This is a genomic window from Bradyrhizobium sp. UNPF46, assembly GCF_006658625.1.
Lineage (GTDB): Bacteria > Pseudomonadota > Alphaproteobacteria > Rhizobiales > Xanthobacteraceae > Bradyrhizobium > Bradyrhizobium nitroreducens.
Genome location: NZ_LFJB01000045.1, coordinates 1 through 23,278 on the forward strand (window position 1 = coordinate 1; position 23,278 = coordinate 23,278).

Annotated in this window: 21 protein-coding genes; 9 read left to right on the forward strand and 12 right to left on the reverse strand. The window is 63.7% G+C overall.

The window, feature by feature from the left end:
• Window positions 1-619 precede the first annotated feature (619 nt).
• Window positions 620-1,402 carry a hypothetical protein gene (locus UNPF46_RS18520; protein WP_142250954.1) on the reverse strand — a complete coding sequence of 261 codons (783 nt, stop codon included), beginning with the start codon at window positions 1,400-1,402 and terminating at the stop codon, window positions 620-622.
• 899 nt (window positions 1,403-2,301) lie between these two features.
• Here UNPF46_RS18520 and UNPF46_RS18525 point away from each other — a divergent pair.
• Genes UNPF46_RS18525 through UNPF46_RS18545 form a run of 5 tightly spaced genes read left to right on the forward strand, consistent with a single transcriptional unit; the run spans window position 2,302 to window position 5,462 of the window.
• Window positions 2,302-2,742 (forward strand): hypothetical protein, encoded by a 441-nt coding sequence (locus tag UNPF46_RS18525; protein WP_181770001.1) that lies wholly within the window; start codon window positions 2,302-2,304, stop codon window positions 2,740-2,742.
• A 26-nt stretch (window positions 2,743-2,768) separates the two neighbouring features.
• Entirely contained in the window at window positions 2,769-3,881 is a 1,113-nt protein-coding gene (locus tag UNPF46_RS18530; protein ID WP_142250956.1) for a tetratricopeptide repeat protein, read from the forward strand.
• A 12-nt stretch (window positions 3,882-3,893) separates the two neighbouring features.
• A complete protein-coding gene (locus UNPF46_RS18535; protein ID WP_142250957.1) occupies window positions 3,894-4,625 on the forward strand; it encodes a hypothetical protein in 732 nt (243 codons plus the stop codon).
• Window positions 4,626-4,627: 2 nt separating this feature from the next.
• A complete protein-coding gene (locus tag UNPF46_RS18540; protein WP_142250958.1) occupies window positions 4,628-5,113 on the forward strand; it encodes a hypothetical protein in 486 nt (161 codons plus the stop codon).
• Window positions 5,114-5,144: 31 nt separating this feature from the next.
• Window positions 5,145-5,462: a hypothetical protein gene (locus UNPF46_RS18545; RefSeq protein WP_142250959.1), complete on the forward strand. Its 318-nt coding sequence runs from the start codon at window positions 5,145-5,147 to the stop codon at window positions 5,460-5,462.
• A 47-nt stretch (window positions 5,463-5,509) separates the two neighbouring features.
• Here the strand turns inward: UNPF46_RS18545 and UNPF46_RS18550 are convergent, their stop codons facing one another.
• The 7 genes from UNPF46_RS18550 to UNPF46_RS18580 form a co-directional block, all read right to left on the reverse strand.
• Window positions 5,510-6,205 (reverse strand): branched-chain amino acid ABC transporter ATP-binding protein, encoded by a 696-nt coding sequence (locus UNPF46_RS18550; protein ID WP_142250960.1) that lies wholly within the window; start codon window positions 6,203-6,205, stop codon window positions 5,510-5,512.
• Window positions 6,198-6,929 carry an ABC transporter ATP-binding protein gene (locus UNPF46_RS18555; RefSeq protein ID WP_142250961.1) on the reverse strand — a complete coding sequence of 244 codons (732 nt, stop codon included), beginning with the start codon at window positions 6,927-6,929 and terminating at the stop codon, window positions 6,198-6,200. Before UNPF46_RS18555 ends, UNPF46_RS18550 begins: the two co-directional genes overlap by 8 nt.
• Window positions 6,919-8,019 carry a branched-chain amino acid ABC transporter permease gene (locus tag UNPF46_RS18560; RefSeq protein ID WP_142250962.1) on the reverse strand — a complete coding sequence of 367 codons (1,101 nt, stop codon included), beginning with the start codon at window positions 8,017-8,019 and terminating at the stop codon, window positions 6,919-6,921. Before UNPF46_RS18560 ends, UNPF46_RS18555 begins: the two co-directional genes overlap by 11 nt.
• Before the next feature lie 6 nt (window positions 8,020-8,025).
• Window positions 8,026-9,243, reverse strand: a complete 1,218-nt coding sequence (locus tag UNPF46_RS18565; protein WP_142250963.1) for a substrate-binding protein — start codon at window positions 9,241-9,243, stop codon at window positions 8,026-8,028.
• Window positions 9,244-9,245: 2 nt separating this feature from the next.
• The gene (locus tag UNPF46_RS18570; RefSeq protein WP_142250964.1) at window positions 9,246-10,103 is read right to left on the reverse strand and encodes a branched-chain amino acid ABC transporter permease; all 858 of its coding nucleotides are present in this window, start codon (window positions 10,101-10,103) and stop codon (window positions 9,246-9,248) included.
• A 36-nt stretch (window positions 10,104-10,139) separates the two neighbouring features.
• Entirely contained in the window at window positions 10,140-11,654 is a 1,515-nt protein-coding gene (locus UNPF46_RS18575) for an amidase (protein ID WP_100180808.1), read from the reverse strand.
• Between the two features lie 154 nt (window positions 11,655-11,808).
• Window positions 11,809-12,993, reverse strand: coding sequence for a substrate-binding domain-containing protein (locus tag UNPF46_RS18580; RefSeq protein WP_181770002.1), 1,185 nt, complete (start codon window positions 12,991-12,993; stop codon window positions 11,809-11,811).
• 179 nt (window positions 12,994-13,172) lie between these two features.
• Here UNPF46_RS18580 and UNPF46_RS18585 point away from each other — a divergent pair, with 179 nt between their 5' ends.
• A complete protein-coding gene (locus UNPF46_RS18585; RefSeq protein ID WP_100180810.1) occupies window positions 13,173-13,616 on the forward strand; it encodes a MarR family winged helix-turn-helix transcriptional regulator in 444 nt (147 codons plus the stop codon).
• A gap of 194 nt (window positions 13,617-13,810) precedes the next feature.
• Here UNPF46_RS18585 and UNPF46_RS18590 read toward each other — a convergent pair whose 3' ends face one another.
• A complete protein-coding gene (locus UNPF46_RS18590) occupies window positions 13,811-14,215 on the reverse strand; it encodes a DUF6006 family protein (protein WP_142250966.1) in 405 nt (134 codons plus the stop codon).
• A 535-nt stretch (window positions 14,216-14,750) separates the two neighbouring features.
• Window positions 14,751-17,591 carry a preprotein translocase subunit SecA gene (gene secA, locus UNPF46_RS18595; protein WP_100180811.1) on the reverse strand — a complete coding sequence of 947 codons (2,841 nt, stop codon included), beginning with the start codon at window positions 17,589-17,591 and terminating at the stop codon, window positions 14,751-14,753.
• Between the two features lie 354 nt (window positions 17,592-17,945).
• On the opposite strand from secA, the gene UNPF46_RS18600 reads away from it, so the two are divergent.
• Together UNPF46_RS18600 and argJ are read left to right on the forward strand one after the other, a co-directional pair.
• The gene (locus UNPF46_RS18600; RefSeq protein WP_142250967.1) at window positions 17,946-18,872 is read left to right on the forward strand and encodes a peptidylprolyl isomerase; all 927 of its coding nucleotides are present in this window, start codon (window positions 17,946-17,948) and stop codon (window positions 18,870-18,872) included.
• 130 nt (window positions 18,873-19,002) lie between these two features.
• A complete protein-coding gene (argJ, locus tag UNPF46_RS18605) occupies window positions 19,003-20,244 on the forward strand; it encodes a bifunctional glutamate N-acetyltransferase/amino-acid acetyltransferase ArgJ (protein WP_142250968.1) in 1,242 nt (413 codons plus the stop codon).
• Window positions 20,245-20,363: 119 nt separating this feature from the next.
• On the opposite strand, the gene UNPF46_RS18610 is transcribed toward argJ, so the two are convergent.
• Window positions 20,364-21,695 (reverse strand): TadE/TadG family type IV pilus assembly protein, encoded by a 1,332-nt coding sequence (locus UNPF46_RS18610; protein WP_100180814.1) that lies wholly within the window; start codon window positions 21,693-21,695, stop codon window positions 20,364-20,366.
• A 141-nt stretch (window positions 21,696-21,836) separates the two neighbouring features.
• On the opposite strand from UNPF46_RS18610, the gene UNPF46_RS18615 reads away from it, so the two are divergent.
• Complete coding sequence (locus tag UNPF46_RS18615; RefSeq protein WP_142250969.1) at window positions 21,837-22,247, forward strand: (deoxy)nucleoside triphosphate pyrophosphohydrolase; 411 nt, start codon at window positions 21,837-21,839, stop codon at window positions 22,245-22,247.
• A 123-nt stretch (window positions 22,248-22,370) separates the two neighbouring features.
• Here UNPF46_RS18615 and UNPF46_RS18620 read toward each other — a convergent pair whose 3' ends face one another.
• Window positions 22,371-23,264 (reverse strand): methyltransferase domain-containing protein, encoded by an 894-nt coding sequence (locus tag UNPF46_RS18620; RefSeq protein ID WP_142250970.1) that lies wholly within the window; start codon window positions 23,262-23,264, stop codon window positions 22,371-22,373.
• Window positions 23,265-23,278 lie beyond the last annotated feature (14 nt).

Genomic DNA, 23,278 nt, shown 5'->3' on the forward strand with positions numbered 1-23,278 from the left:
CGAGCGAAGTGGACACCGGTTCGCGTGAAGAAAACGCGTCAAAACAAGAATCTAGAGCTTCGGTTCTGATTCAATCAGAACCGAAATGCTCTAGACAGCTCATCCATCCGCAGCCACATCCGTCATCGCTCTTGGCCCGAGGGCCTGGATCCGACTTTTTGGCAAGCACTCTTTCACCCGAATGGGTGAAGACAGGGGTCGGCCCCCCGGGTTCAGCTTGTCCGGCTGGATGCAGGGCGAGAAGCGGTGACAATGGTCGATCCGGAGTTTCCAACATTCGAAGTGACGTTGGCGCCGCGCAGGCGAAAAAGATGGGCCTGGAGCATCTGCAATAGCCATGGAGCGGTCGTGGCGCAGGGGCGGGAATCGAGCCGATCTGCCGCCAGGTACCAGGCCGAACGAGCGCTTTTCATGCTGCTTCTGACCGCGCCATATCGGTCGCGACTTCCGGCATAACAAGCTCTCATTGAGGTTGCGCCTGGACTTGACTTGAGCACCAAGCGTGGCCAGGAGCGTCCGACGGGCCTTTGCTACCGTAAAGACGTAGTCGGATGAGGCCCGCTATGGGCCACAAGCGGAAGTCCCAAATTGCTCCATCACGCACCCGGCCGGATATCGGTCATCGGGGCAATCTCCTGAAATCGTCATAACTGAGATGTCTAACCTCTCGAGCATCTGGCGGCGGTTGATGGGTCGGATTGGGAAACAAATACTCAGCAACTTTGCTCGACCTCAGCCAAGGCAATCGATCTTCGATACCATGGGTGATCGGATCGTCGGTGATCTCTATAGTAGCGCCTTTGAGGATCACACCTCGACCAAAGCTCGCAGCGAGATCGTGTGGATCGAGGAGCGCGACACTCGTCGGATCGTTCAGATTAACGAACCGGACCAATGCGGGCATGGCTTCAGGCAACAGGGCGGACTTCGGTTTGAGACGGTTCAGCTCGTCGAGGTAAGCTGCGTACTTTTCATTTAAGGAAGCGTTGGAGACATAATTGCCGCGAAATTTCTCCTGCGGGAATGGTGCCAACGAAGCATTGTAGGCGTCACCTCCTCTGCGAGACAGAACTGACGGTCTTTCGAAGGTGGAAAACAACACGCCACGCTCGCCGAGATCAACCGCGACCACCTCGCCCACCAGTTGTTCGGTCAGTGCCCATCCTTGGGCCTTGGTGAGAGCACCAGGGAAGCTAATAGTGTTTTGCGTAACGGAAGAACCTGATCGTTCACCTTCAGGAGTTTCAACTACAATTGTGAGCCGTGATCGAACGACGCGAGACCGGGTCGTGCTGCCATCAAGGACAAACCAGCCGAACGCCAAAATCACCGACACAACGAACAGGCTAACCCAAAGAATCCTCAAGAGGCCTGAAATTGCTGCCTTCGCTCGCGGGGCCATTGATCCACTCAGACCTCATGTGTCATTGGTCTATAAGCTAGAAAATGGTTGTAGTAATAGTTTTCGTCAACTGAGGGCGGATAGCGTGCCCAGTTTTGAATTAAGCCATCACGACGCCCGCTAAGGGTCACAAGGCGACATAGCCGTTTATGAACACACGCGATGGTGCGTCCCCAAAAGCTCCGGACAATTCGACACTTTAACACCCCCAATTCGGATTCAACATATTTTCTCTTTACCCGAACCGCGACACACCCTATACTCCCTCGCCATCTCATCCCGCCGGAAGGGGCGGGTCGCGATCGTCACGGTTCGTGGGGTGAGTTGCGGTGGACGCGGGCGGTGTTGGCGCCAGAGGCGGTCGCAGGGCGGGGTGTCCCCGTGAGCGATCAGCGGGCGCGTGTACGACAGCGTGGCCTGCGTACGGCAAAATCGTGTGGTCCTGACGCCCGCAGGCTGGCGTCAAGTCTCCGCGGTGGTGTGCGGGCCCGACCGGGTTGCGCACATCAGCGATCTCGCGAGGCGACGGGGGCAAGAGTGCATCGCTCCCCGGGGAGAGCGCGACATAAGCCGTCAAACCACTGCGCAGGGAAGGCCGGTTATCGGGCTGCACCTGTGTTTCCCCTGTGAGCGTTGACTCACGCATCATTGCACAGGGGCTCTCGGGTGCCAGCCGGTACCCGGCCTTCCCTGCGCCCTTCCGATCTCCGGGGGCGCGAGAGCGAAGCAGAACCCGGGCGCTGCGCGCTGCGGGAGCTTTCTTGTGCGCCACCGTCCATCTGGTGTCCTGGCCATTCAGGCTTGACCATCCCTGCATGCCCCGCCGAAATTGTACGTGCGAACCGCGCGGCGAGGACATAACCAGATATCTTTCCGCTGCCTCCGATAGAGCCAAAGACATGCTGCAACGCACTTATCTTCGTCCGGTGATTTTTCTTGTTCTTCTGTCGACGGTCGCAATTCCGAACCAGCACGCGCTGGCGGGATCGCGCGACGATTTCAGGGGCACCGCCATCGTCGAGCTGATGCAGAAATACGGCCACCCTGATCAGATCGTCCCTTTCGGCCGCAAGGACCAGGACCGGGCCTATCACTGGCGACTGAAGACGACGGCCTCCTTCGAGGGAGCCGACCAAGGCGAGCGGCGAGAGGATTTCTTCTGCGATGTGACCGCCATCGTTGGACAGAACGGGCGGGTCAAGACCTTCGAAGCCAGGCCCGCGGATGTCGGGGCCGGCGCCCTCGCATCCATCGAAGCCTTCGGGCCGCTGTGCCGGAAAGCATTCGGCTCACGACCGGGCCGCGCTCGCAGCGAAAAATTGGCCAGGATGCGGCTTTGAGCGGCTTGGGTTGAACGGGGCGATCCATGGCATCCTTTTACGCAGAGAGCCACCTTCGACATATCGCCGGGCTGGAACAGCGTCACGGATCGATCAGCGACGAGGTCGTCACGGCCCTGCGGACGCTGATCAAGTTGATCTGCCGCAGTGAAGATCCCGTCGAAGCCATCCCCTTTCTCGACCGCTGCATCTCGATCCAGGAGAGCCTGCATGGGCCGCAATCCATCATGGGCGACCTCGATGACTGGATCGGTCGGGCAGGTCATATCGACTTCAAATTGGTCGAGCCGTTTCAGCTGCGGCGGCTCGCGATCAAGTCGAAGCTCTTCGGCGCAGACAGTCCGGAAGCTGCCAGGGAATGCGAAGCCATCGCCCGCCGGTGGGCCTCCCAAGGGGATTATTCCCGCGCCAGGGCTTTTCTGGAGCGCAGCATCTCGATCCTCGAGAAGCTCCATGGTGCGGCCAGCGTCGAAGTCGCAACCACGGTCGACGCGCTCGCCGAGATCGGCGCACGCCTGACGAAATGGGCGGAGGCCGAAACCAGTCTGCAGCGCAGCCTGCATCTGAAAGAGACGATCTTCGGGAAGAGAAGCGAGGAAGCGGGCCGGACGCTGCTCACCTCCGCCATTGTCCACGCCAATTCCAGCAAGCTGGAGCGACACGGGACCAGGTTCGAACGTCTGCGCAAGGCCGCGACCGCCTTCGCGGCCGGTCTCGACATCATCGAGGAACGATTTGGACCCGACAGCCTGGAGGTTCAGAAGGCCCTCGAAGCCATGATATTGGCCTATCTCGACTGTGGAGAGTTCTCGAACGCCGAGCCCTTGCTGAAGCGGCTGCTCGAGATCTGCGAGCGGACTTATGGAGACGACGCTGCGGCCCTGCTCTGGATCCTGGCGGAGCTCGCCGCGGGCTATGCGCGCGAACGGGTGGACGAGGCCGAGCCGATCCTGGAACGGGGCTTCGCGGTGCTGCGGACCTTCCTCGATGCCGGCAAGCCGATCTTTCACCGCAGCATCGTGAACATGGCCGGCAACCGGAATGTGCTCTACGGCGGCCGTCAGAAAGGCGTGCTCGAAACGCTGGTCCAGGCGTCGGAGACGCTGCGCGGCAATTTGCGGAAGCGATGGGGAGCGTAGGTCGGACCTCGGATGACGGATTACAGCACCCAGAAGCTGCAATGCTATTGCTGCGGCAAGGCTTCCGAGCACTCCGTGCTCATGAGCTCGAACACGCACGGCTCGCCCGACCTCGACCAGAGGCCGCCGAAAATGCATCGCTGGACGATCGGAAGCTGGCTGCAGGAGTGCCCCTATTGCGGCTACGTCGCCCCTGATATCGACAAGGGCGACGCGAAGGCGCGGAAATTTTTCGATAGCGACGAATTCCGCGTCGCCTCGCTCGACCCTTCGCCCGATCCGGTCACGCGCCGCTTCCTGGTGCGTGCTGCGCAGCACGCTTATCAGGGCGAGCGGAGATTGGCGTTCTTGAGCACGTTGTCGGCGGCCTGGGTCGCCGACGACGCCAACCAGCCGACTGAGGCGGCCTCCCTCCGCCTCCGGGCCGCGCGTCATCTCGAGGGACCCCGGATCACCTCGATCGACACCCGCCTGCTCCTCCTCGACGTCCTGCGGCGGGCATCCAGCTGGGAGGCGGCCGAGGCACTGACTGTCGAATTGACGGCCGAAGAGCTGGGATATCCCTTTGCCGAGATCGTTGCCTTTCATCGCGACAAGATCGCGGCCAGGGATGACGGGCGATATACGATCGGCCAGGCGCTCGAGGGCAAGCCGCCGCCGCCACCGACCGCGGCCGAGGACCAGGAACTGATCAAAGCCATCGCGCGGCACATCAAGATCGTTCCGAACCCGCGGAGAAAGTGACCATGAAAGCCGCCGCCCTTGCTCTGGCTCTCCTCACTGCTCCTTCTCTCGCGAGCGCGGGAAGCTGGAAGCTCGAATTCGACAATCGCGATCTTCCCTCGCTGAGCTACAGGGATCAGGGCAAGATCACGTTCATGCTGGGCTGCGGACGCGCCCTGGGCCTGCATGCAAGATATCCCGGCGAGGCCGGCCGCGCCGGAAAGGCGACGATCACGATCGGGAACGGCCGCAAGTCAATGAATCTCGTCGGCGAATTCGAGGAGATTTCGGCAGACGACGACGCGACCAATTTCGTCCAATGGGACCTCGGATATTCACGGCAGGACCCGGAGCTGTTCGGCAAGCGCTGGAAGCGGGCCGAAGCGCGCCTGCTGGACCTGATGGAAGGAGCGTCGCCGCTGACGATTTCGAGCGGGACCGCGAGTTACCGGCTTCCAAAAATCGATGCGGCCGGCTGGCGGGCCGCCATCGAAAAGTGCGGCCGCTAGCATCCGGCTTTGCACAAGCGGGATTTGAAGGATGGAGCCTGCTGGATTGATTCGAGCAACGATAATCGCCTTCAAGAAAGAGCTTCCTCTGATCAGGTACTCTCGCACGACCCGCCTTTCGGTTGCGGCCCTTTTTCTCGCCGCGGCTTCGATCGTCTCGGCCGCTCGGGCGGGCGATTACCGGGAGCCAAAGAGCTACGCACCCGTGACCGACCCCGCAAAGAAGACGCAGATTCACAATGACGGGGCCGCGGGCGCGATGACTCCCTACCCGAATTCATGCCTGCCTTTTCCTGAGTTGGTGGCAGCGGTGCAAAAACGGATTGCTGCTCTTCAGAACACGAACTGATGACTCTGCTCGCGGCTTCGCTCATGCGGGCTACGGCAGCTCGCCATCTACGGCGCCAGATAGCGCATCAGCTCCGGATTGCCCCGCACCTCGCCGGCTTCGCCCTGCAGCGCGACGCGGCCGCGGTCGAGCACATAGGCGTAGTCGGCAACGCGCAAAGCGAGATCGAGGTGCTGCTCGACGATGATGACGGCAATGCTCTTGGCAAGCTCGATCAGGCGCTCGGTGATCTCCTCGATCACGCCGATCCAGACACCTTCGGTCGGCTCGTCCAGCAGCAGCAGCTTGGGATCGCCGAGCAGCGCGCGGCCGATCGCGAGCATCTTGCGCTCGCCGCCGGAGAGCGTGCCGGCGGGCTGGTCGAGGCGCTGGCCGAGCTTGGGGAAGATCGTCAGCACGTGGTCGACGGCGTCGGCCTTGCTGCTCGCCAGCGAGCCGACCGCGAGATTGTCGCGCACCGACAGGCGCGCGAACACCGAATGCTCCTGCGGCACGTAGCCGATGCCGGCGCGCACGCGCTCCTGGGTGGCGCGGCGGCTGATGTCGCGGCCGTCGAAGGCGACCTCGCCTTTCCACGCCGGCAGCTCGCCGACGATGGTCTTCATCAGCGTGGTCTTGCCGGCGCCGTTGCGCCCGAGCACGGCGACGCCGCCGCGCCAGGGGATGCCGAGGGTGACGTCGAACAGGACCTGGCTGCGGCCATAGCCGGCGTCGAGATGCTTGATGTCCAAGAATTCAGGCACGGCGCAGATAAATCTCCTGAACGGCCTTGTTGGCCTGGATTTCCGCGACGGTGCCGGAGGCCAGCACCCTGCCCTGGTCGAGCACGGTGAGGCGGTCGCAGATGTCGCGGATGAAATCGAGATCGTGCTCGACGATGACGAGCGAGCAGTGCTGCTTGATCGGCTGCAGCAATTCGCCGGTGACGCGGCGTTCCTCGAGGCTCATGCCGCCGGTCGGCTCGTCCAGCAGCAAAAGTTTCGGCTTGCCGGCAAGCGCCATCGCGATCTCCAGCCATTGCTGCTGGCCGTGCGACAGCGCAGCCGCGGCTTCGAAGGCGCGGTCGGCGAGACGGAACTGCGTCAGCATGGTCATGACCTGGTCGTGCAGGAGCCCGCGTGTGCGCGAGAACACGAGGTCGACCAGCGAAGACTGCGCCTGCAGCGCGAGCAGAATGTTGTCGTACAGCGTCAGCGACGGCAGCACGGACGTGATCTGGAACTTCAGGCTCATGCCCGCCCGTGCGCGCTCGGTCGGCGTGAAGGCGGTGATGTCGGTGTTGACGAAGGAGACCTTTCCTGTCGTCGGCACTTCGGCGCCGGCGATGCACTTCATCAGCGTGCTCTTGCCGGAGCCGTTCGGGCCGATCAGCCCGTGGAATTCGTTCTCGCCGACGCTGAGCGCGGCGCCGTCGAGCGCGGTGAGCTTGCCGAAGACCTTCCTGATGCCGGCGGCTTCAAGGAGCATTGCGCTTCTCCTTGACGTTCTCCTTGGGCCTGGCACCGAAGCTGCCGACCCGTTCGCGCTCGCCGAGCACGAAGCTGATCAGGCCGAGCGGCCGGAACAGGATCACAAGCAGCAGCAAGAGACCGAGGATGATCGGCCAGATGTCGCGGTAATTGTCCGAGAGCCAGAAACTGACACCTTCGACGATGACGGCGCCGATGACGGCGCCGATCAGCGTGCCGGAGCCGCCGAACAGCACGTAGAGCACGACCTGGGTCGAGACGACGACGCCGACCATGTTGGGCCAGACAAAACCTTCGTGGAAGGCATAGAGGCTGCCGGCAAGGCCAGCAACGGCGCCGCCGATGGTGAAGATGATCGCCTTCAGGTGCTGCACCTTGTAGCCGAAGAAGGCGATACGCTGCTCGTTCTCGCGCAGCCCCGCGAGCGCGAGGCCGAACTGCGAACGGACCAGGAAGCGGCAGAGCAGGTAGACGACGACGAGGATGCCGAGCACGAGATAGTAGAACGCCGGGCCTTCCGTGAACTCGTAAGAACCGAGCGACATCGGCGCGATCGAGGGGATGCCGTTCTGGCCGCCGAGATAATACCAGCCGCGCGCGAGACGATCGGCGGCGTAGGAGCCGGTCAGCGTGCCGAGCGAGACGAAGATGACGCTCGAGGGATGCCGGCCCAAGAGCAGAAAGCCGCCGAGCAGCAGCGCGAAAGCGAGGCCGATCAGCGTGCCTGCGGGCAGCACCAGGAAGATGTTGGTGATGTCGAGGTCGCGCGCGAGCAGCGCTACGCCATAGCCGGCCGAGCCGAAGAACAGCGCCTGGCCGAAGCTCATGATGCCGGCATAGCCCCAGACCAGGTCGAACGACAGCGCGAACAGCGCGAGGATGATCACGCGCGTCGCGAACACCGTGAGGTAGTCCTGCAGCAGCAGCGGCGCGAGCAGCGCCGCGAGAAGCACGACGCCCTCGACGATCGGCAGGATTTTTCGCGTCGACGTTTGCTTCGCCGCCCCGCGGCTATCCATGGCGACGTCCGCCTCCCCGCCGATTGCGGCGGGGATCGCCTGTTTCACTGCACCCATCGACTTCGGCATTCCGCTCTAGCATTCCTTGGGATCGACGAGGCCGTTGCTGCGTCCGACGATCTCGTAGTTCCCGCCCTTGGCGACCGCGGTGTACATCTTCATCTTGCAGTGCCGCTTGCCGGGAACCATCTCGGCAGGTCCACCCGGACCTTCGGCGATCTTGGCGTGGTCGAGCGCGGCCGCGACCGAGTCGCGGTCGATCTTGCCCGCTTCCTTGACGGCGGCTTCCCACAGCTTCAGGCCGCGATAGGTGCCGGTGGCGGCGCTGCCGGCGGCGAACAGGAAGTTGCCCGGGAAATCCTTCTCGTACGCCGCCTGGATCTTGGCGTCGAACGGGTTCTCCTTGGTCAGCACCTTGAAATAGTCGAGGCAGCTGGCGAGCCCCTCGATCTCGGCGGCCTGATTGATGTTGAGCGTGTTCTCGTCGTAGTAGACGCAGGCGAGCCGGCCGCCGTTCTTGAGGAAGCCCGCTTCATAGAGCTGCTTGAAGAACGGACCGACGCCCGGCGGAATGACCGTGTTGAAGACCACGTCGACCTTGTTGGAGATGATGCGATTGACGGTCGCGGAAAAATCGACCTGGTCGAGCGGATAGTATTCCTCGAACACGACCTCGCCCCCGTTCGCCTCGATCACCTTGCGGGCGTAGACGTTGAGCGTGTGCGGCCAGACGTAGTTGGCGCTCGGCAGCGCGAACTTCTTGCCGCCGTTCTTGATCAGCCAGGGGATGAACTCGTCGCATTGCTGTGCCGGCGTCGGGCCGGTGCAGAACAGATAGGGCGTGCACTCCTTGCCCTCGTAGAGCTGCGGATAGATGTAGAGCGTCTTGCCGCGCGCCACGATCGGGTCCTTGATCGCGTTGCGCATCGAGGAGGTGATGCCGCCGAGCACCATGTCGACCTTGTCGCGCTGGATCAGTTTTCGCACGTTGCCGACGGCAACGGATTCGTTCGACGCGGTGTCCTCGATGTAGAGCTCGAGCGGACGGCCGAGCAGGCCGCCGGCGGCGTTGATCTCCTTGATCACCATCTTGGCAACGTTGGCGTCGGCGTTGCCGGCATAGGCGATCGGGCCGGTGAGGTCGGTGGCGATGCCGACCTTGATCGGCGCCTCGGCCGCATTGGCCCAGGGTGCCGGGATCACCCAGCTGCCGACCCCGGTCGCGACCGCGCCGGACGCAAAGGCGAAATTGGAGAGAAAGCGGCGGCGCGAGAGCTGCGTGCGATCGAACATGACTAAACCCCTTTTCCAGCGATGAGGCCCTGCGGGCGGAATTTGATGAAGACAATGGCGAGCACGAAGACGAGGACGTCGGCGACGACGGGCGCCATGATCCATGGCAGCGCCGCGCTGAGCGTGCCGATGACGCCGGCGCCCGCGACCGGCCCGATGAAGGAGCCGACCCCGCCGACCATGACCGCGACGAAACCCTGGATCAGGAAGCGCAGGCCGAGATCGGCATAGAGGCTGAACACCGGGACGATCAGCGCACCGGCGAGGCCGGCAAGCGCGGAGCCGAACGCGAAGGTGGCGCCGTACATGAGGGGCGTGGAAATGCCGGAGGCGCGGGCCAGCGACGGGTTCTCCAGCGTGGCGCGCATGCGCAGGCCAAAGCCGGTGCGCGACAGCAGGAGATAGCAACCGGCCATCACCAGCAGCGTGATGACGATGATGGTGAAGCGCCAGGCCGAGATGTGCATGGCGCCGATGTCGATCGAGCCGCCGATCGGCTCGGGCACGGTGAGATAGAAGCCGCCGATCAACCCGCGCACGGATTCGCGGATGATCAGGCCGAGCGCATAGGTGCCGAGCATGGCCACGATCGGCGCGGCGTAGAAGCGGCGGATGATCAGCGCCTCCAGCACGAAGCCGAGCCCGCCGACCACGAAGGGCGCGGCGACCATGCCGGTCCAGATCGGCAGTCCCTTGGCATAGGCGAGATAGGTGATGTACGCCCCTAGCAGAACGAACTCGCCCTGCGCGAAGTTGAAGATGCCCATCATGCTGGCGATGATCCCGAGCCCCAGCACGATCAGGACGATGATCGCGCCGAAGCTCAGGATCTCGAACGCTGCGACGAACGCGTTAGCCATGCTTTGCCGTTCCGCTCGTCTTCACTGAGGTTCCGCTCACATCTTCTTCCAGTCGCCGATCTGCTCGAAGGCGTGCGCGGCGCGATAGATGGTGGATTCCTCGAACATGCGTCCCACCAGCATCAGACCGACGGGCAGGCCGTCGACCATGCCGCAGGGCAGCGACATCGCGGGATGGTGGGTGATGTCGAACGGCGCGGTGTTGGAGATCATCTCCAGCGCGCGGGCAACGTATTCCTCGCGGCTGGCATTGGGCTCCGGCAGCTTGGTCGCCTTCATCGGCGTGGTCGGCATCAGCAGCAGATCGTAGTCCTTGAACGCCTTGTCGTAGGCGGCGGTCAGGCGGCGCGAGATATTGAGCGCCTTGCCGTAGAAGCGTGGGCCGAAATTGTTGTTGATGTAGGTGCCGAGCATCATGAACAGTTTCGTGGTCTCGGACAGCGAATCGGCCTGCCGGCGCCAGCCGCGATGGAAATCCATCAGCGAGGTCGAATAGAGATCGCCGCGGGACAGGCCGTAGCCGTCGCCGAACATCATGGTCTGGGTCAGGCCCTCGGTGCCGATCGGGGTCCAGATCGCGCCGCCCAGCATGTGCATCGGGATCGACACGGTCTCGACGCTGGCGCCGAGATCCTTGAAGCGCTTGGCGGCCTCGCGCACGCTCTCATTTACCGCGGCCTCTGCGACCGGCTGCTCGAAACCTTCCTTGACGATGCCGATCTTCATGCCCTTGACGCCCTGGCCGAGCGCCTTGGTGTATTCCTCGACCTTCGGTGCCTTGATGCGGGGATCGTAGCCGTCGTCGCCGGCGAGTACTTCGAGCAGCAGCGCGTTGTCGGCGACCGTCGCGGTCATCGGACCGGTATGGTCGACATAGATCTCGATCGGCATGATGCCGGTGTAAGGAACCAGGCCCCAGGTCGGCTTCATGCCGTAGACGCCGCAGAACGAGGACGGCATGCGGATCGAGCCGCCCTGGTCGCCGCCGATCGCCATGTCGACCTCGCCGAGCGATACCACGACGCCGGAGCCCGACGACGATCCGCCGGCGGAGTAGCCCATCTTGTGCGGATTGTGCACCGGCCCGTAGGAGCCGGTGTGGCTGCCGCCGGACAGGCAGAAATGCTCGCAATGCACCTTGCCCTTGATCTCGGCGCCGGCATCCAGCATGCGCGTGACGATGGTAGCGTCGAAGTCGGGCACGAAGCCTTCCAGCGTCGACGAGCCGTTGGTCATGGGAACGCCGGCCAACATGATGTTGTCCTTCAGCGCGACGGTCTTGCCCTTGAGCTTGCCGCCGGCGGCGCCCTTCACGGTCGACTTGCGGTACCAGGCGTTGCGGGGGTTCTCCTCCGCCGAGGGCCTATGGCCGGGCGTACGCGGATATTTCACCTCGGGCAGCTCGTCCGGCATCGCGGCGACGAGATTGTAGGCCTCGATCGAGCCCTGCATCAGGCCGCGGAAGGAGGTGACGTCCTCGTCGGTGAGCGAAAGGCCGCATTGCTCGGCGACACTGCGAAGCTGGGCTGGCGTAGGAAGGACAACTGTCACGGCGCTCTCCTGAAGTTTTCTGGATCCGTCTTTGGGCGTGCGGCCGCGTTTGGCGCGACGAGCGCACCGGCCCGGCGGAAACATTCAAAACGGAAATATTTTCCTTTTCAAGTATTATTTTGCAAGCCGGCCTGCAGGAATTGCCGCGGCGGGGTCAGATCGGCTTGATCAGCTTGAAATCGAGACCATCGGCTTCGGCGAGATGCATCGGCATCCGCGCGCGCCCGTCGCGGACGGTGACCGGGCCGCGGGCGCCGCTATAGACGATGTTGCGGGCCGCCGCGAGCATCGGGCCCATCGACAACGAACCGGCCTTGTTCGCGACGGCTTCGAGAAATCGCAGGCCCTCGTAGCTGGACTGCCCCACCGAGCCGATCGGCGGCGCGTTCGGCCCGAACATCGCGTGATAGCGGCTCTGGAATTCGTCATTGGCGAGCGCCCCCGTGCCGGTGAAATAGCCGGAGGCGCAGAACATGTTCTCGCTGTTGTCGGCGCCGATGCCGAGCAGCACGGTCTCGTCCATCGCGCCCGCGAGCCGCAGCGTCGTGGCGCCGAGCCCGCATTCGCCGAAGGCGCGGTTGAAGGTGACGCTGTCGGTGCCGATCAGCGAGATCAGCACCACGTCGGGCTTCGCGGCGCGGATGCGCGCCAGGTGCGGCTCGTGGTTGTCCTCGCCGAGAGGAACGAACTCTTCGCCGACGACATGGCCGCCGGTTTCCCTGATGTAGTTCTTCACCGCACGGTGCGATTGCCAGGGCCAGACGTAATCGCTGCCGATCAGGTACCAGCGCTGGGCCTTCTTGACGTCGGCAAGCCAGTGGATCGACGGCCGGCTCTGCCAGCGCGGGGTCTCGCCGATCGCCATCACGCCGGGCGTGCGCTCGCCGCCCTCGTAGACCGGCGTGTAGATGTAGGGAATGCGGTGGCGCGTGGTGACGTCGCGCAAGGCCACGCGGACCGCGCTGGTGTGCAGGCCGACGATGAGATCGACCTCGTCGAACGCGATCGCCTGCTCGGCGCGGTCCAGGACCTCATCCAGCGGCCCGCCGGCGTCGTAGATGGACAACTCGATCTCGCGACCGAGAATGCCGCCGCGCCTGTTGATCTCGGCGACGGCGAGCTGCGCGCTGTTGGTGGCGCAGGGGCCCCAGACGCCGGGGGAGCCGGAGCAGCAGATGAAGCCGCCAATGCGGAGCCTGTTGCTGCCGCGCCGTCTGAAAAGGGCATGATCGCTCGGCGACAACGCACCGTCAGCCGCCGATGACGACAGATTCCTGAGCAGCATGGACGGCGGCAACGCCGGACCGCCGTGAGCCGGGAAGTTTACCGTCGCGCGCACGCCAACTCCTGTCTGGCAGCAGACCTGAAAGCACATTCTGCGGGCGGCCGCGGCATCCGCCCTTTTGTTGGGCAATGATCCTATTTTGAAAATATTGAATATTCAACAATTGAAGTGCATATAGATGCAGCATTGATTGCAAGACATTCACTCATTTGGGTCAAGACGAAGTCTTAGCCGTGGCAAAACCGACCAAAACAAACACCCCGATCACCGAACATCTCGCCTATCTGCTCGCGCAAGCCAACCGGGAGATCAACCGGCAGCTCGAACTGCGGTTGAGCAAGGAAGGCGTGCCGGTCGAGCAATGGCGTATCCTGAAGGTGCTGTCGGATGGCAACGGCCATTCGATGGGCGAGCTCGCAGAGGCCGTGCTGCTCAACCATCCGACGCTGACCAAGATGATCGACCGCATGGTCTCGGACACGCTGGTCTATCGCGTGCAGGACCCCAACGACCGCCGCAAGGTGCTGATGTTCATCTCCGACCGCGGCAAGGTGCTGTGCAGGAAGCTCAACTCGCTCGCGGTCGACCAGGAAGAGCACATCCTGGAGAGCTATGGCGACAAGTCGACGAGCGAGCTCAAGCGGCTGCTGGAGAGCCTGATCGACAGCTCGAATTAATGCGAGCGTGGGGGCCTTGCGAAGCCGACACACTCGCCTGCCATTCAATGCATGGAGAGAGGCTCTCCACGAAAGCACGCGCGCTGGTCACGCCGGCTGGCGTTGGCGCTCACAGCGCGCATCCGGGCCTTATTCAGTCCTCAAGGCTCGCTTTCGAGTTCAGGCGGAGAATAAGCAGGCGCCACATGGTGGCATCATCGCCAGCACGAAAGGCGATAGCGTTGGCCGTTCCATGTCGTCCAGCCAGCGGCCTTGTTGCTGACCGGCTTGGCCAAATACCATTTATTGCCGTCGGCATGGTTGAAGTAGACGCCGCCCTGCGTTCCGCTGCGCGGATTTGTCAACTTCACCCATCGCGAGCCATTGTCCGAGAAGCTGCCTGCCCAGCGCGCTCCCGAACTGGTGGTGCAAGTGTCGCCGTCGCAGCTTGTTTGACTGTCATCAACGGCGGCCCATTTCATCCGGGCGGGCCGGCCGTCGATGTTGCACGACCATGTTCCGCCCCACCATCCGGCCACTTGGCTCGCAGGGGCGGAACCGCAAGCATAGAAACTCAGGGCAAGAACACACAAGGTGGTTGGCAGCGCGCGTCTGGACATTGTCTGGCTCCCAATTTTCGGCCCCCGTGCGATTCAATCAGAACATGGATTGAGCCCAGTAGAGGTGATCCAGTTCACAATGAGCAGCAGCAAAGGATTGAATGATCCACCCGCAGGCATCCTCCGAGACACGATGCCGCGCTTCGACCATCGGCTTCCGGGCTGCAGCTGCGCAGCCGAACGAGCGCGTGGCCGCCGACAATCTGCCGCAGCACCCGGAAGCGATCACAGGAACAGGCGCTGCAGGCCACGCGCCCACAACAGGGCGATCTTCTCGCGGGGGTGATGAACGGGCCAAGGACCTGTTCGCTCAACATCGGGGCCGGCTGCCAAATGGCCAAAGCGTGCTCAGCCGCGCGTGACCGAAGGCAGCTCGCCTGACAAATGTGAGGCAGCCATCCTCAATGGCGTGCGCCTACCATTCGTGATGCACCTGAAGATCAGCAGGCAACACATGGATCGGAAGCATTTCAACCCCTGGCGAACTCTTCAGCCAATACGGCACCGCGAGTTCGCCGGGTATTGAGATCATCGATCAGGCATACCGCCCGTGGCAGTGCTTGTACTTCTTGCCCGAGCCGCACGGGCAATCCTCGTTGCGACCGACCTTGCCCCAGCTCGCCGGATTCTTCGGATCGCGCAGCGCCGCGTCGGAGGCCTGCGCGCCGAGCGTGACGCTCGCAAGCGCCATCTCGTCCTCGCCGGTGTTCGGATCGAACTTGTGCGCCTCCATCGGCGGCAGCACGGGGGCTTCCTGCTCCGGCGGGACGATCTCGACGCGCATCAGCTGCGCCGTGACGGCCTCGCGCAGATGCGCGCTCATCTCCTGGAAGAGGTTGAAGGCTTCCGTCTTGTACTCCTGCAAGGGATCGCGCTGGCCGTAGCCGCGCAGGCCGATGACCTGGCGCAGATGGTCGAGCATGATCAGATGCTCGCGCCAGAGATGGTCGAGCGTCTGCAACAGAATGGTCTTCTCGACGTAACGCATCACGTCGGGACCCCATTGCGCGACCTTGGCCGCCATGTGCTCGTCCGCCTTGGTCTCGATGCGGGTGAGCAGCTCCTCGTCGGCGATGCCCTCTTCCTTGGCCCATTCGTCGACCGGCAAGTCGAGGTCGAGCACGCGCTTCAATTCTTCCTTCAGGCCGGCGACGTCCCACTGCTCGGCATAGGCATGCTCGGGCACGTGCTTGGCGACGAGGTCGTCGATGAAGGCGTGGCGCATGTCGGCGACTGTCTCGGCGACGCTCTCGTCCTTCATCAGGTCGACACGCTGGTCGAAGATCACCTTGCGCTGGTCGTTCTGGACGTTATCGAACTTCAAGAGGTTCTTGCGGATGTCGAAGTTGCGGGCCTCGACCTTCTGCTGCGCCTTCTCGAGCGCCTTGTTGATCCAGGGATGGATGATGGCCTCGCCCTCTTGCAGGCCGAGACGCTGCAGCATGCTGTCGAGACGGTCCGATCCGAAGATGCGCATCAGATCATCTTCCAGCGACAGGAAGAACTTGGAGCGGCCAGGGTCGCCCTGACGGCCGGAGCGGCCGCGCAGCTGGTTGTCGATGCGGCGGGATTCGTGACGCTCGGAGCCGATGATGTAGAGGCCGCCGGGCTTTTTCACGGTCTTGGCGGGCTTGGATCCCTTCGCCGGCTCGATCTCGACAGTCTCCTCGGCCTTCAGCACGATGTCGCGGAAATGCTCGATGTCGGCCTTGATCTGCTCGATCTTCTTGGCCTTCTCGGCTTCGTCCTCGATGCCGGCGGTCTCCTGCTGGATCCGCATTTCGAGCGACCCGCCGAGCTTGATGTCGGTACCGCGGCCGGCCATGTTGGTGGCGATCGTGATCGCACCGGGAACGCCGGCTTCCGCCACGATATAGGCTTCCTGCTCGTGGAAGCGCGCGTTCAGCACCGCGAACAGCTTTGCCGGCTTGTTGGCACGCGCTGCGGCGTACAGCTTCTGCATCGAATTCTCGTTGCCGAAATCGATCTGCCGATAGCCGTGCTTCTTGAGGTATTCGGCGATCACTTCCGACTTCTCGATCGAGGCCGTGCCGACCAGCACCGGCTGCAGCCGCGCGTTGGCGCGCTCGATCTCGGCCAGGATCGCCGCGTATTTCTCGTTCTGGGTGCGATAGACCTCGTCGTCCTCGTCGAGACGCGCGACCGCCAGATTGGTCGGGATCTCCACGACCTCGAGCTTGTAGATGTCGAACAGCTCGTCGGCTTCCGTCAGCGCCGTGCCGGTCATGCCGGCGAGCTTCTCGTACATGCGGAAGTAGTTCTGGAAGGTGATCGAGGCCAGCGTCTGATTCTCGGGCTGGACCGTCACGTGCTCCTTGGCTTCCAGCGCCTGGTGCAGGCCTTCGGAATAGCGGCGGCCCTGCATCATGCGTCCGGTGAACTCGTCGATGATGACGACCTCGTCGTCCCGAACGATGTAGTCCTTGTCGCGGGTGAACAGCGTGTGGGCGCGCAAGGCCTGGTTGATGTGGTGCACGACGGAGACGTTCTCGACGTCGTAGAGCGACTCGCCCTTGAGCTGGCCGGCATCGCGCAACAGCCCCTCGATCTTCTCCATGCCGGCTTCGGTCAGCGTCACCGTGCGCTGCTTCTCGTCGACGTCGTAGTCGGTCTTGTCGAGCCTGGGCAGGAACGAATCGATGGTGTTGTAGAAATCGGAGCGGTCGTCGAGCGGACCGGAGATGATCAGCGGCGTGCGTGCTTCGTCGATCAGGATGGAGTCGACTTCGTCGACGATGGCATAGAAGTGCGGCCGCTGGACCATGTCCTCGAGCCGGTACTTCATGTTGTCGCGCAGATAGTCGAAGCCGTATTCGTTGTTGGTGCCGTAGGTGATGTCGCAGGCATAGGCGGCCTTGCGCTCGGCATCGTCGAGGCCGTGCACGATCACGCCGGTGGTCAGGCCGAGGAAGCCGTAGATCTGGCCCATCCAGCCGGAGTCGCGGCGGGCGAGGTAATCGTTGACGGTGACGACGTGGACGCCCTTGCCGGCGAGCGCGTTGAGGTAGACCGCGAGCGTCGCGACCAGCGTCTTGCCTTCGCCGGTCTTCATCTCGGCGATGTCGCCCTCGTGCAGCACCATGCCGCCGATCAGCTGGACGTCGAAATGGCGCTGGCCGAGGGTGCGCTTGGCGGCCTCGCGCACGGTGGCGAAGGCGGGCACCAGCAGGTCGTCGAGCGTCTTGCCCTCGGCGAGCTGCTTCTTGAATTCCGCGGTGCGGGCCTTGAGCGCCTCGTCGGAGAGTTTCGAGACCTCCGCCTCCAGCGCGTTGATCGCGTTGACGCGGGACTGATATCCCTTCACCCGCCGGTCGTTGGCGGAGCCGAAAAACTTGCGGGCGAGCGCGCCGATCATGCCTAGTTCCTGTGTTCGCGAATTAACCGCGTTGCAGCCAAGAAGTTGTCACCCGCCTGCCTATCAACTCACCGTGACGCCAGATGGCGCCTTCGGCCCGGACCGCGGGGTCGTCCGCCATATGGGTGGGAATTGGGCAAGTCTGGGTTCAACGGCCAAAAACGCAGCAAAATAAACGCCATCGCCATGGTCGCGACCGGGCAGAGATATGGCCCGGTCAGGGCCTTGTCAACGGCGGGCGCATTGCGGCTAATTCATCATTTTGACAGACTTTTCGCGTTGCCAAGCCCCCCTGAATTGGGCGAGTGTCCGCCCCGCTCGAGCAGCCCCCCTGCTTCAACAAAAGGATTTTCCATGACCACCTCGTTCCCGGTATCCACCGGCCAGCGTTTCCGCCATGCGTCCGCCCTGGCGGGCTGCCTCGCTTTGGCGCTGTCCCTGGCGTTCGCGGGCCCGCTCCGGGCCGCTGACGATCCGGTCCTGGCGAAGGTCAATGGCGCTGAAATCAAGAAGAGCGACGTTGCCATGGCCGAGGAGGAACTCGGACCGAGCCTCGCCCAGATGGACCCGGCCACCAAGGACGAGAACGTCCTGTCCTTCCTGATCGACATGAAAATCGTCAGCAAGGCTGCCGAGGACAAGAAGGTCGCCGACAGCGAGGAGTTCAAGAAGCGCCTGGCGTTCGCCCGCAACCGGCTTCTGATGGACAGCCTGCTTGCCAACGAGGGCAAGGCCGCCACCACCCCGGACGCCATGAAGAAGGTCTATGAGGAGGCCTCCAAGCAGATCACCGGCGAGCAGGAGGTGCGCGCCCGCCACATCCTGGTCGAGACCGAGGACGAGGCCAAGGCGGTCAAGGCCGAGCTCGACAAGGGCGCCGATTTCGCCGAGCTGGCCAAGAAGAAGTCCAAGGATCCGGGCTCGGCCGACGGCGGCGATCTCGGCTTCTTCACCAAGGAGCAGATGGTGCCGGAATTCTCGGCCGTGGCCTTCTCGCTGGAGCCGGGCAAGATCTCCGACCCCGTGAAGTCGCAATTCGGCTGGCACATCATCAAGGTCGAGGAAAAGCGCAACCGCAAGGCGCCGGATTTCGAGCAGGTCAAGACCCAGATCGAAAGCTACGTCACCCGCAAGGCCCAGGCCGAGTACGTCGCCAAGCTGCGCGCCGAGGCCAAGGTCGAGCGGCTGGACCAGCCGGCGGCAGACGCATCGAAGGATGCGAAGCCGGCCGACGCAGCCAAGCCCTCCGACAGCAAGATGGCGCCGCCCGCGAAGAAGTAAGAATTCGCTGTCACTTCGCTGACGCCAAGAGTATTTAAGTCTTCCTGATGCCCGGCCCTGAGAGCGAAGCTCGTCTTCGCAAAGAGGGGCCGGGCATCTGCATATCCAGATCCCACCAAGGCGCCCCGCGATGTCCTCAACCGTCTCCCCCCTCGCCCCCAAGAACGTCCCCGACATGCCCGTGATCGCGGGCATCCGCCTTGCGACGGCCGAAGCCGGCATCCGCTACAAGAACCGCACCGACGTGCTGCTGGCGGTGATGGACAAGGGCACCGCGGTCGCCGGCGTCTTCACCAAGTCGAAGTGCCCCTCGGCGCCGGTGGAATGGTGCCGCGCCAAGTTGAAGGGCGGCAAGGCGCGTGCCCTCGTCGTCAATTCCGGCAACGCCAACGCCTTCACCGGAAAGACCGGCCGCGCCTCCACCGCGCTGACCGCCAAGATCGCAGCCAAGGCGGTCGGCTGCAGCGAGGGCGAAATCTTCCTGGCCTCGACCGGCGTGATCGGCGAGCCGCTGGATGCGACCAAATTCGACGGCGTGCTGGGCCGCCTCGCCGAGACCGCCGAGCCCGGCGACTATCTCGCCGCGGCCAAGGCGATCATGACCACCGACACCTTCCCGAAGGTTGCGACCGCGACCGTCAAGCTCGGCAAGGCCAAGGTCACCATCAACGGCATGGCCAAGGGCGCCGGCATGATCGCGCCCGACATGGCGACGATGCTGTCCTTCATCTTCACCGACGCACCGATCGCGCCCGCGGCGCTGCAGGCCCTGCTCAAGGCCGGCGTCGAGGGCACGTTCAACGCGGTGACGATCGACGGCGACACGTCCACGTCGGACACGTTGCTGGCCTTCGCCACCGGCGCTGCCGCCGAGCACGGCGCGCCAAAGATCAGCCGCGCCAGCGACCCGCGCCTGAAGGCCTTCGTGAAGGCGTTCAACCAGGTGCTGGCGAATCTGTCCGAGCAGGTGGCGCGCGACGGCGAAGGCGCCCGCAAGCTGGTCGAGATCACCGTCGAGGGTGCCAAGACCAAGGCCTCGGCGCGCAGAATCGCGATGTCGATCGCCAACTCGCCGCTGGTGAAGACCGCGATCGCCGGCGAGGACGCCAATTGGGGCCGCGTCGTGATGGCGGTCGGCAAGGCCGGCGAGCCGGCCGATCGCGACAAGCTCTCGATCTCCTTCAACGGCATCCGCGTCGCCAAGAGCGGCGCGCGCGATCCGTCCTATGACGAGGTGCAGGTATCGGAAGCGATGAAGGCCCCGGAGATCGCGATTCTGGTCTCGCTCGGCCTCGGCAAGGGCCGCGACCGCGTGCTGACCTGCGACCTCACCAAGGAATATGTGGCGATCAACGGGGACTACAGGTCGTAGGACCATGGTTGTCGTTCCGGGGCTCGCGAAGCGAGAACCCGGAAGCTCGAGATTCTCAGGGGCGCAATTGCGCCCCGTAGTTCGATGCCGACGCATCGCCCCGGAATGACGGGACTATCTCACCCCGAAATCCGGGCGTCCGCGACCGCTTTCCGGAACAGCGCGTTCATCGCATCCGAGATGCCTTGCGTCGGACTGACCTCGAAATACAGCCCCGGCGAGGCGCAGCTCTGCATGTTGTCGGCGATCTCGCTGTTCGGCGACGGACCGAACGGGCCCTTGTTGAAGGGGTCGATGTAGGTCATGTACCAGGAGTTGGTCGGCAACTGCAGATAGGTGGTGTAGAGCACCGCGATCTTGATGCCACGATTCTTGATGGTGGTGCAGAGCGAGACGTCGATCGGCGACTGGCAGCGTCCGCCGCTCACGAGCGGCTTGGAGCAACCGGTATTGTACTCGTCGGCGACACCGTCAGAGACGAAAAACAGATATTTCAGCGGCGCAGACGACGTGCCGGCGCCCGGCGCGGTGATTGCGGAGTTGATGGCCGGAAAGACCGTGCTGAACTGGGTGTCCTTGTCGGCGGTGTAGGAATCGTTGTTGCCGTAGACGCCCATCAGGTCGATGCCGCCCGCCGCCGTCTTGGCACTCGACAGGCTCGCCGACAGCGAGAACAGCGCGCGCAGGCCGATGTTTTTCGACGATGCGCCGAAATCGTAGATCGCCATGCGGAACTGGTTCGAATAGGTCTCGCTGGCCGCGGCGGTATCCATCAGCGACTGGGTTGCGCTGCGCAAGACGTCGATCCGCGTCGTGACGCCGAGCGTCTTGGCGAGATTGTAGTAGTTGTTCGAGTCGTTGTAGTCGTGGCATGCGAAGGCGCATTTGTCCGACGTGTTGTTGACCATCTTGGTGACGTCGGCCGGCGTCGCCGCCACGCCCATCGACGGCGAATTATCCAGCAGGAGGTAGAAGTCGATATAGAGCGGCATGCTGGCCGTCGCCGTCGACGTGCCGGTCATCGTCAGCGCCGTCTTGCCGATCACGCCGAGGAACATGGTCTTGATGCTGGCGCTGAACGCGACGGTCGAGGTGACCGTCGAGCCGCTCTTGACCACGGTCGGCGTGACGCTGTTGAGCGTGTAGCCGGTCAGGTTGGCGACGTTGGCATTGAAGATGTTCTTGGCGTCGGTGACGCCGGCCGGGATCCCTCCGTCCGAGGTCATCGTGCCCGCCGCCGCAAATCCCGGCGAGGCCTTGGCGACTGCGCCGACGCTGGCCGCATCGGCCGCGGCCTGAAGCTTGGCCCGAATCTGCGTCGCGCGGGAGTAATCGACGGCGCAGCCAACCACCGTGATCAGGGGAACGCAGGCCAGCGCGAAAATCACCGCGATATTGCCGCGCCGGTCGCGGGCGAACCGGCGGATGGTGGTGCGAAACACGGCGCGCATGGATTGGCCTGGAATGGTTTAAATATGCTTCCACTCTAGGAACCGTTGATTAAATATGACTTATGCAAACCGTAAAAACGCGGAGCCGCAACGGGGGTTAACAAACCATTGCGAACCATCTCGAGCGGGCGACAGGGACCTATGGCCGATCTCAAATTGACACTGGTGGTGGCCTGCGCGCTCGTCGATGCCGACAAACGCGTCCTGATCGCGCAGCGCCCCCCGGGCAAGACGCTGGCAGGCCTCTGGGAATTTCCCGGCGGAAAACTCGAGCCCGGCGAGCGGCCGGAGCAGAGCCTGATCCGCGAGCTCAACGAGGAGCTCGGCATCACCGTCGCCGAACCGTGCCTCGCGCCGCTGACCTTTGCCAGCCACGCCTACGAGACCTTCCATCTGTTGATGCCGCTCTACATCTGCCGGCGCTGGGAAGGGCAGGTCGCGCCGCGAGAGGGGCAGACCCTCGCCTGGGTCCGCACCAACAAGCTGCGTGACTACCCGATGCCGCCCGCGGACATTCCGCTGATCCCGCATTTGATTGACTTGTTGATGTGAGCCCGAGGTGCTCGCCACACTCTCCGCGTCATGCCCGGGCTTGTCCCGGGCATCCACGATCTTTGTGCCTGGCTGAAAGACGTGGATGGCCGGGTCAAGCCCGGCCATGACGGAGGAGAGAGCTTACGTCTCCCCAGCCTTCTTCACCGCCTCTGCCAGACTGGCTTTCGCCGATCCCGGCTTCAGCGGCTGCTGCTGGCTTGCATGCGGGGCCCAGCCGGACAGCCAGATGATGTCGAACGTGGCTCGGATGCGGCCGTCGGCATCGGCAAAGCGTTCGGCGTAGATCTCGGCCATGCGCAGCAGCGTCGCGCGCCGGCTCGGTGTGCGCCGGCGTTCGATCAACACGTTGGCGCTGCCCATGCGGCGAAGATCCTGCATCAAGGCGAACGCATTGCCATAGCGGACCACGACGCGGTCGACGTCGGTGACCGGCAGCGCAAAGCCGGCCCGCTGCAACAGCGCGCCGATGTCGCGCAGATCGGCGAACGGCGCGACGCGCGGTGAGACGCCACCCTCGCATTCGGCCTCGGCGGCCGCAAAGGCCTGCCGCAGCTCGGTCAGGCTGTCACCGCCGATCATCGCGGCGAGCAAGAGCCCGTCTGGTTTCAACGCGCGACGGACCTGCGCGAGCACGCCGGGAAGGTCGTTGACGAATTGCAGTGCCAGCGCCGAGACGACGAGATCGAGGCTTTCCGGAGAAACAGGCAGTCTCTCCGCACCGGCCGCGTCGAGCGCAATGTGCGCGGTGGAGGGCAGCCGGGCGCGCAAGCCAGCAAGCCCCTCACCGGGCGTCCAGAGATCAACCGGCGCATGAAACGCCCGCATCACCGCGGCGAGCCGGTCGGACATGTCCTCGGCGACGCGGTCGAGCAGGAAAGTCGCAGCCCCCTGCGTCTGCGCGCGCCGCTGCCGCGCATGCAGCAAGCCGCGATCGAACAGGGCGGGCGGGATTTGCGGGGTCTGAGCCATGCCGCTGGTTACGCCGATCTCCACGGTTCTGGCAATCCGGCGCATGCGGCGTTAGCCTC

Excerpts from the sequence above, each read along its gene's own strand:
- UNPF46_RS18565 (WP_142250963.1), bottom strand. The coding sequence starts at position 9,243 with ATGTTCGATCGCACGCAGCTCTCGCGCCGCCGCTTTCTCTCCAATTTC.
- UNPF46_RS18540 (WP_142250958.1), top strand. The coding sequence starts at position 4,628 with ATGAAAGCCGCCGCCCTTGCTCTGGCTCTCCTCACTGCTCCTTCTCTC.
- UNPF46_RS18620 (WP_142250970.1), bottom strand. The coding sequence starts at position 23,264 with ATGCGCCGGATTGCCAGAACCGTGGAGATCGGCGTAACCAGCGGCATG.
- UNPF46_RS18520 (WP_142250954.1), bottom strand. The coding sequence starts at position 1,402 with ATGGCCCCGCGAGCGAAGGCAGCAATTTCAGGCCTCTTGAGGATTCTT.
- UNPF46_RS18545 (WP_142250959.1), top strand. The coding sequence starts at position 5,145 with ATGGAGCCTGCTGGATTGATTCGAGCAACGATAATCGCCTTCAAGAAA.
- UNPF46_RS18570 (WP_142250964.1), bottom strand. The coding sequence starts at position 10,103 with ATGGCTAACGCGTTCGTCGCAGCGTTCGAGATCCTGAGCTTCGGCGCG.
- UNPF46_RS18610 (WP_100180814.1), bottom strand. The coding sequence starts at position 21,695 with ATGCGCGCCGTGTTTCGCACCACCATCCGCCGGTTCGCCCGCGACCGG.
- UNPF46_RS18600 (WP_142250967.1), top strand. The coding sequence starts at position 17,946 with ATGACCACCTCGTTCCCGGTATCCACCGGCCAGCGTTTCCGCCATGCG.
- UNPF46_RS18530 (WP_142250956.1), top strand. The coding sequence starts at position 2,769 with ATGGCATCCTTTTACGCAGAGAGCCACCTTCGACATATCGCCGGGCTG.
- argJ (WP_142250968.1), top strand. The coding sequence starts at position 19,003 with ATGTCCTCAACCGTCTCCCCCCTCGCCCCCAAGAACGTCCCCGACATG.
- secA (WP_100180811.1), bottom strand. The coding sequence starts at position 17,591 with ATGATCGGCGCGCTCGCCCGCAAGTTTTTCGGCTCCGCCAACGACCGG.
- UNPF46_RS18535 (WP_142250957.1), top strand. The coding sequence starts at position 3,894 with ATGACGGATTACAGCACCCAGAAGCTGCAATGCTATTGCTGCGGCAAG.
- UNPF46_RS18590 (WP_142250966.1), bottom strand. The coding sequence starts at position 14,215 with ATGTCCAGACGCGCGCTGCCAACCACCTTGTGTGTTCTTGCCCTGAGT.
- UNPF46_RS18615 (WP_142250969.1), top strand. The coding sequence starts at position 21,837 with ATGGCCGATCTCAAATTGACACTGGTGGTGGCCTGCGCGCTCGTCGAT.
- UNPF46_RS18560 (WP_142250962.1), bottom strand. The coding sequence starts at position 8,019 with ATGCCGAAGTCGATGGGTGCAGTGAAACAGGCGATCCCCGCCGCAATC.
- UNPF46_RS18525 (WP_181770001.1), top strand. The coding sequence starts at position 2,302 with ATGCTGCAACGCACTTATCTTCGTCCGGTGATTTTTCTTGTTCTTCTG.
- UNPF46_RS18555 (WP_142250961.1), bottom strand. The coding sequence starts at position 6,929 with ATGCTCCTTGAAGCCGCCGGCATCAGGAAGGTCTTCGGCAAGCTCACC.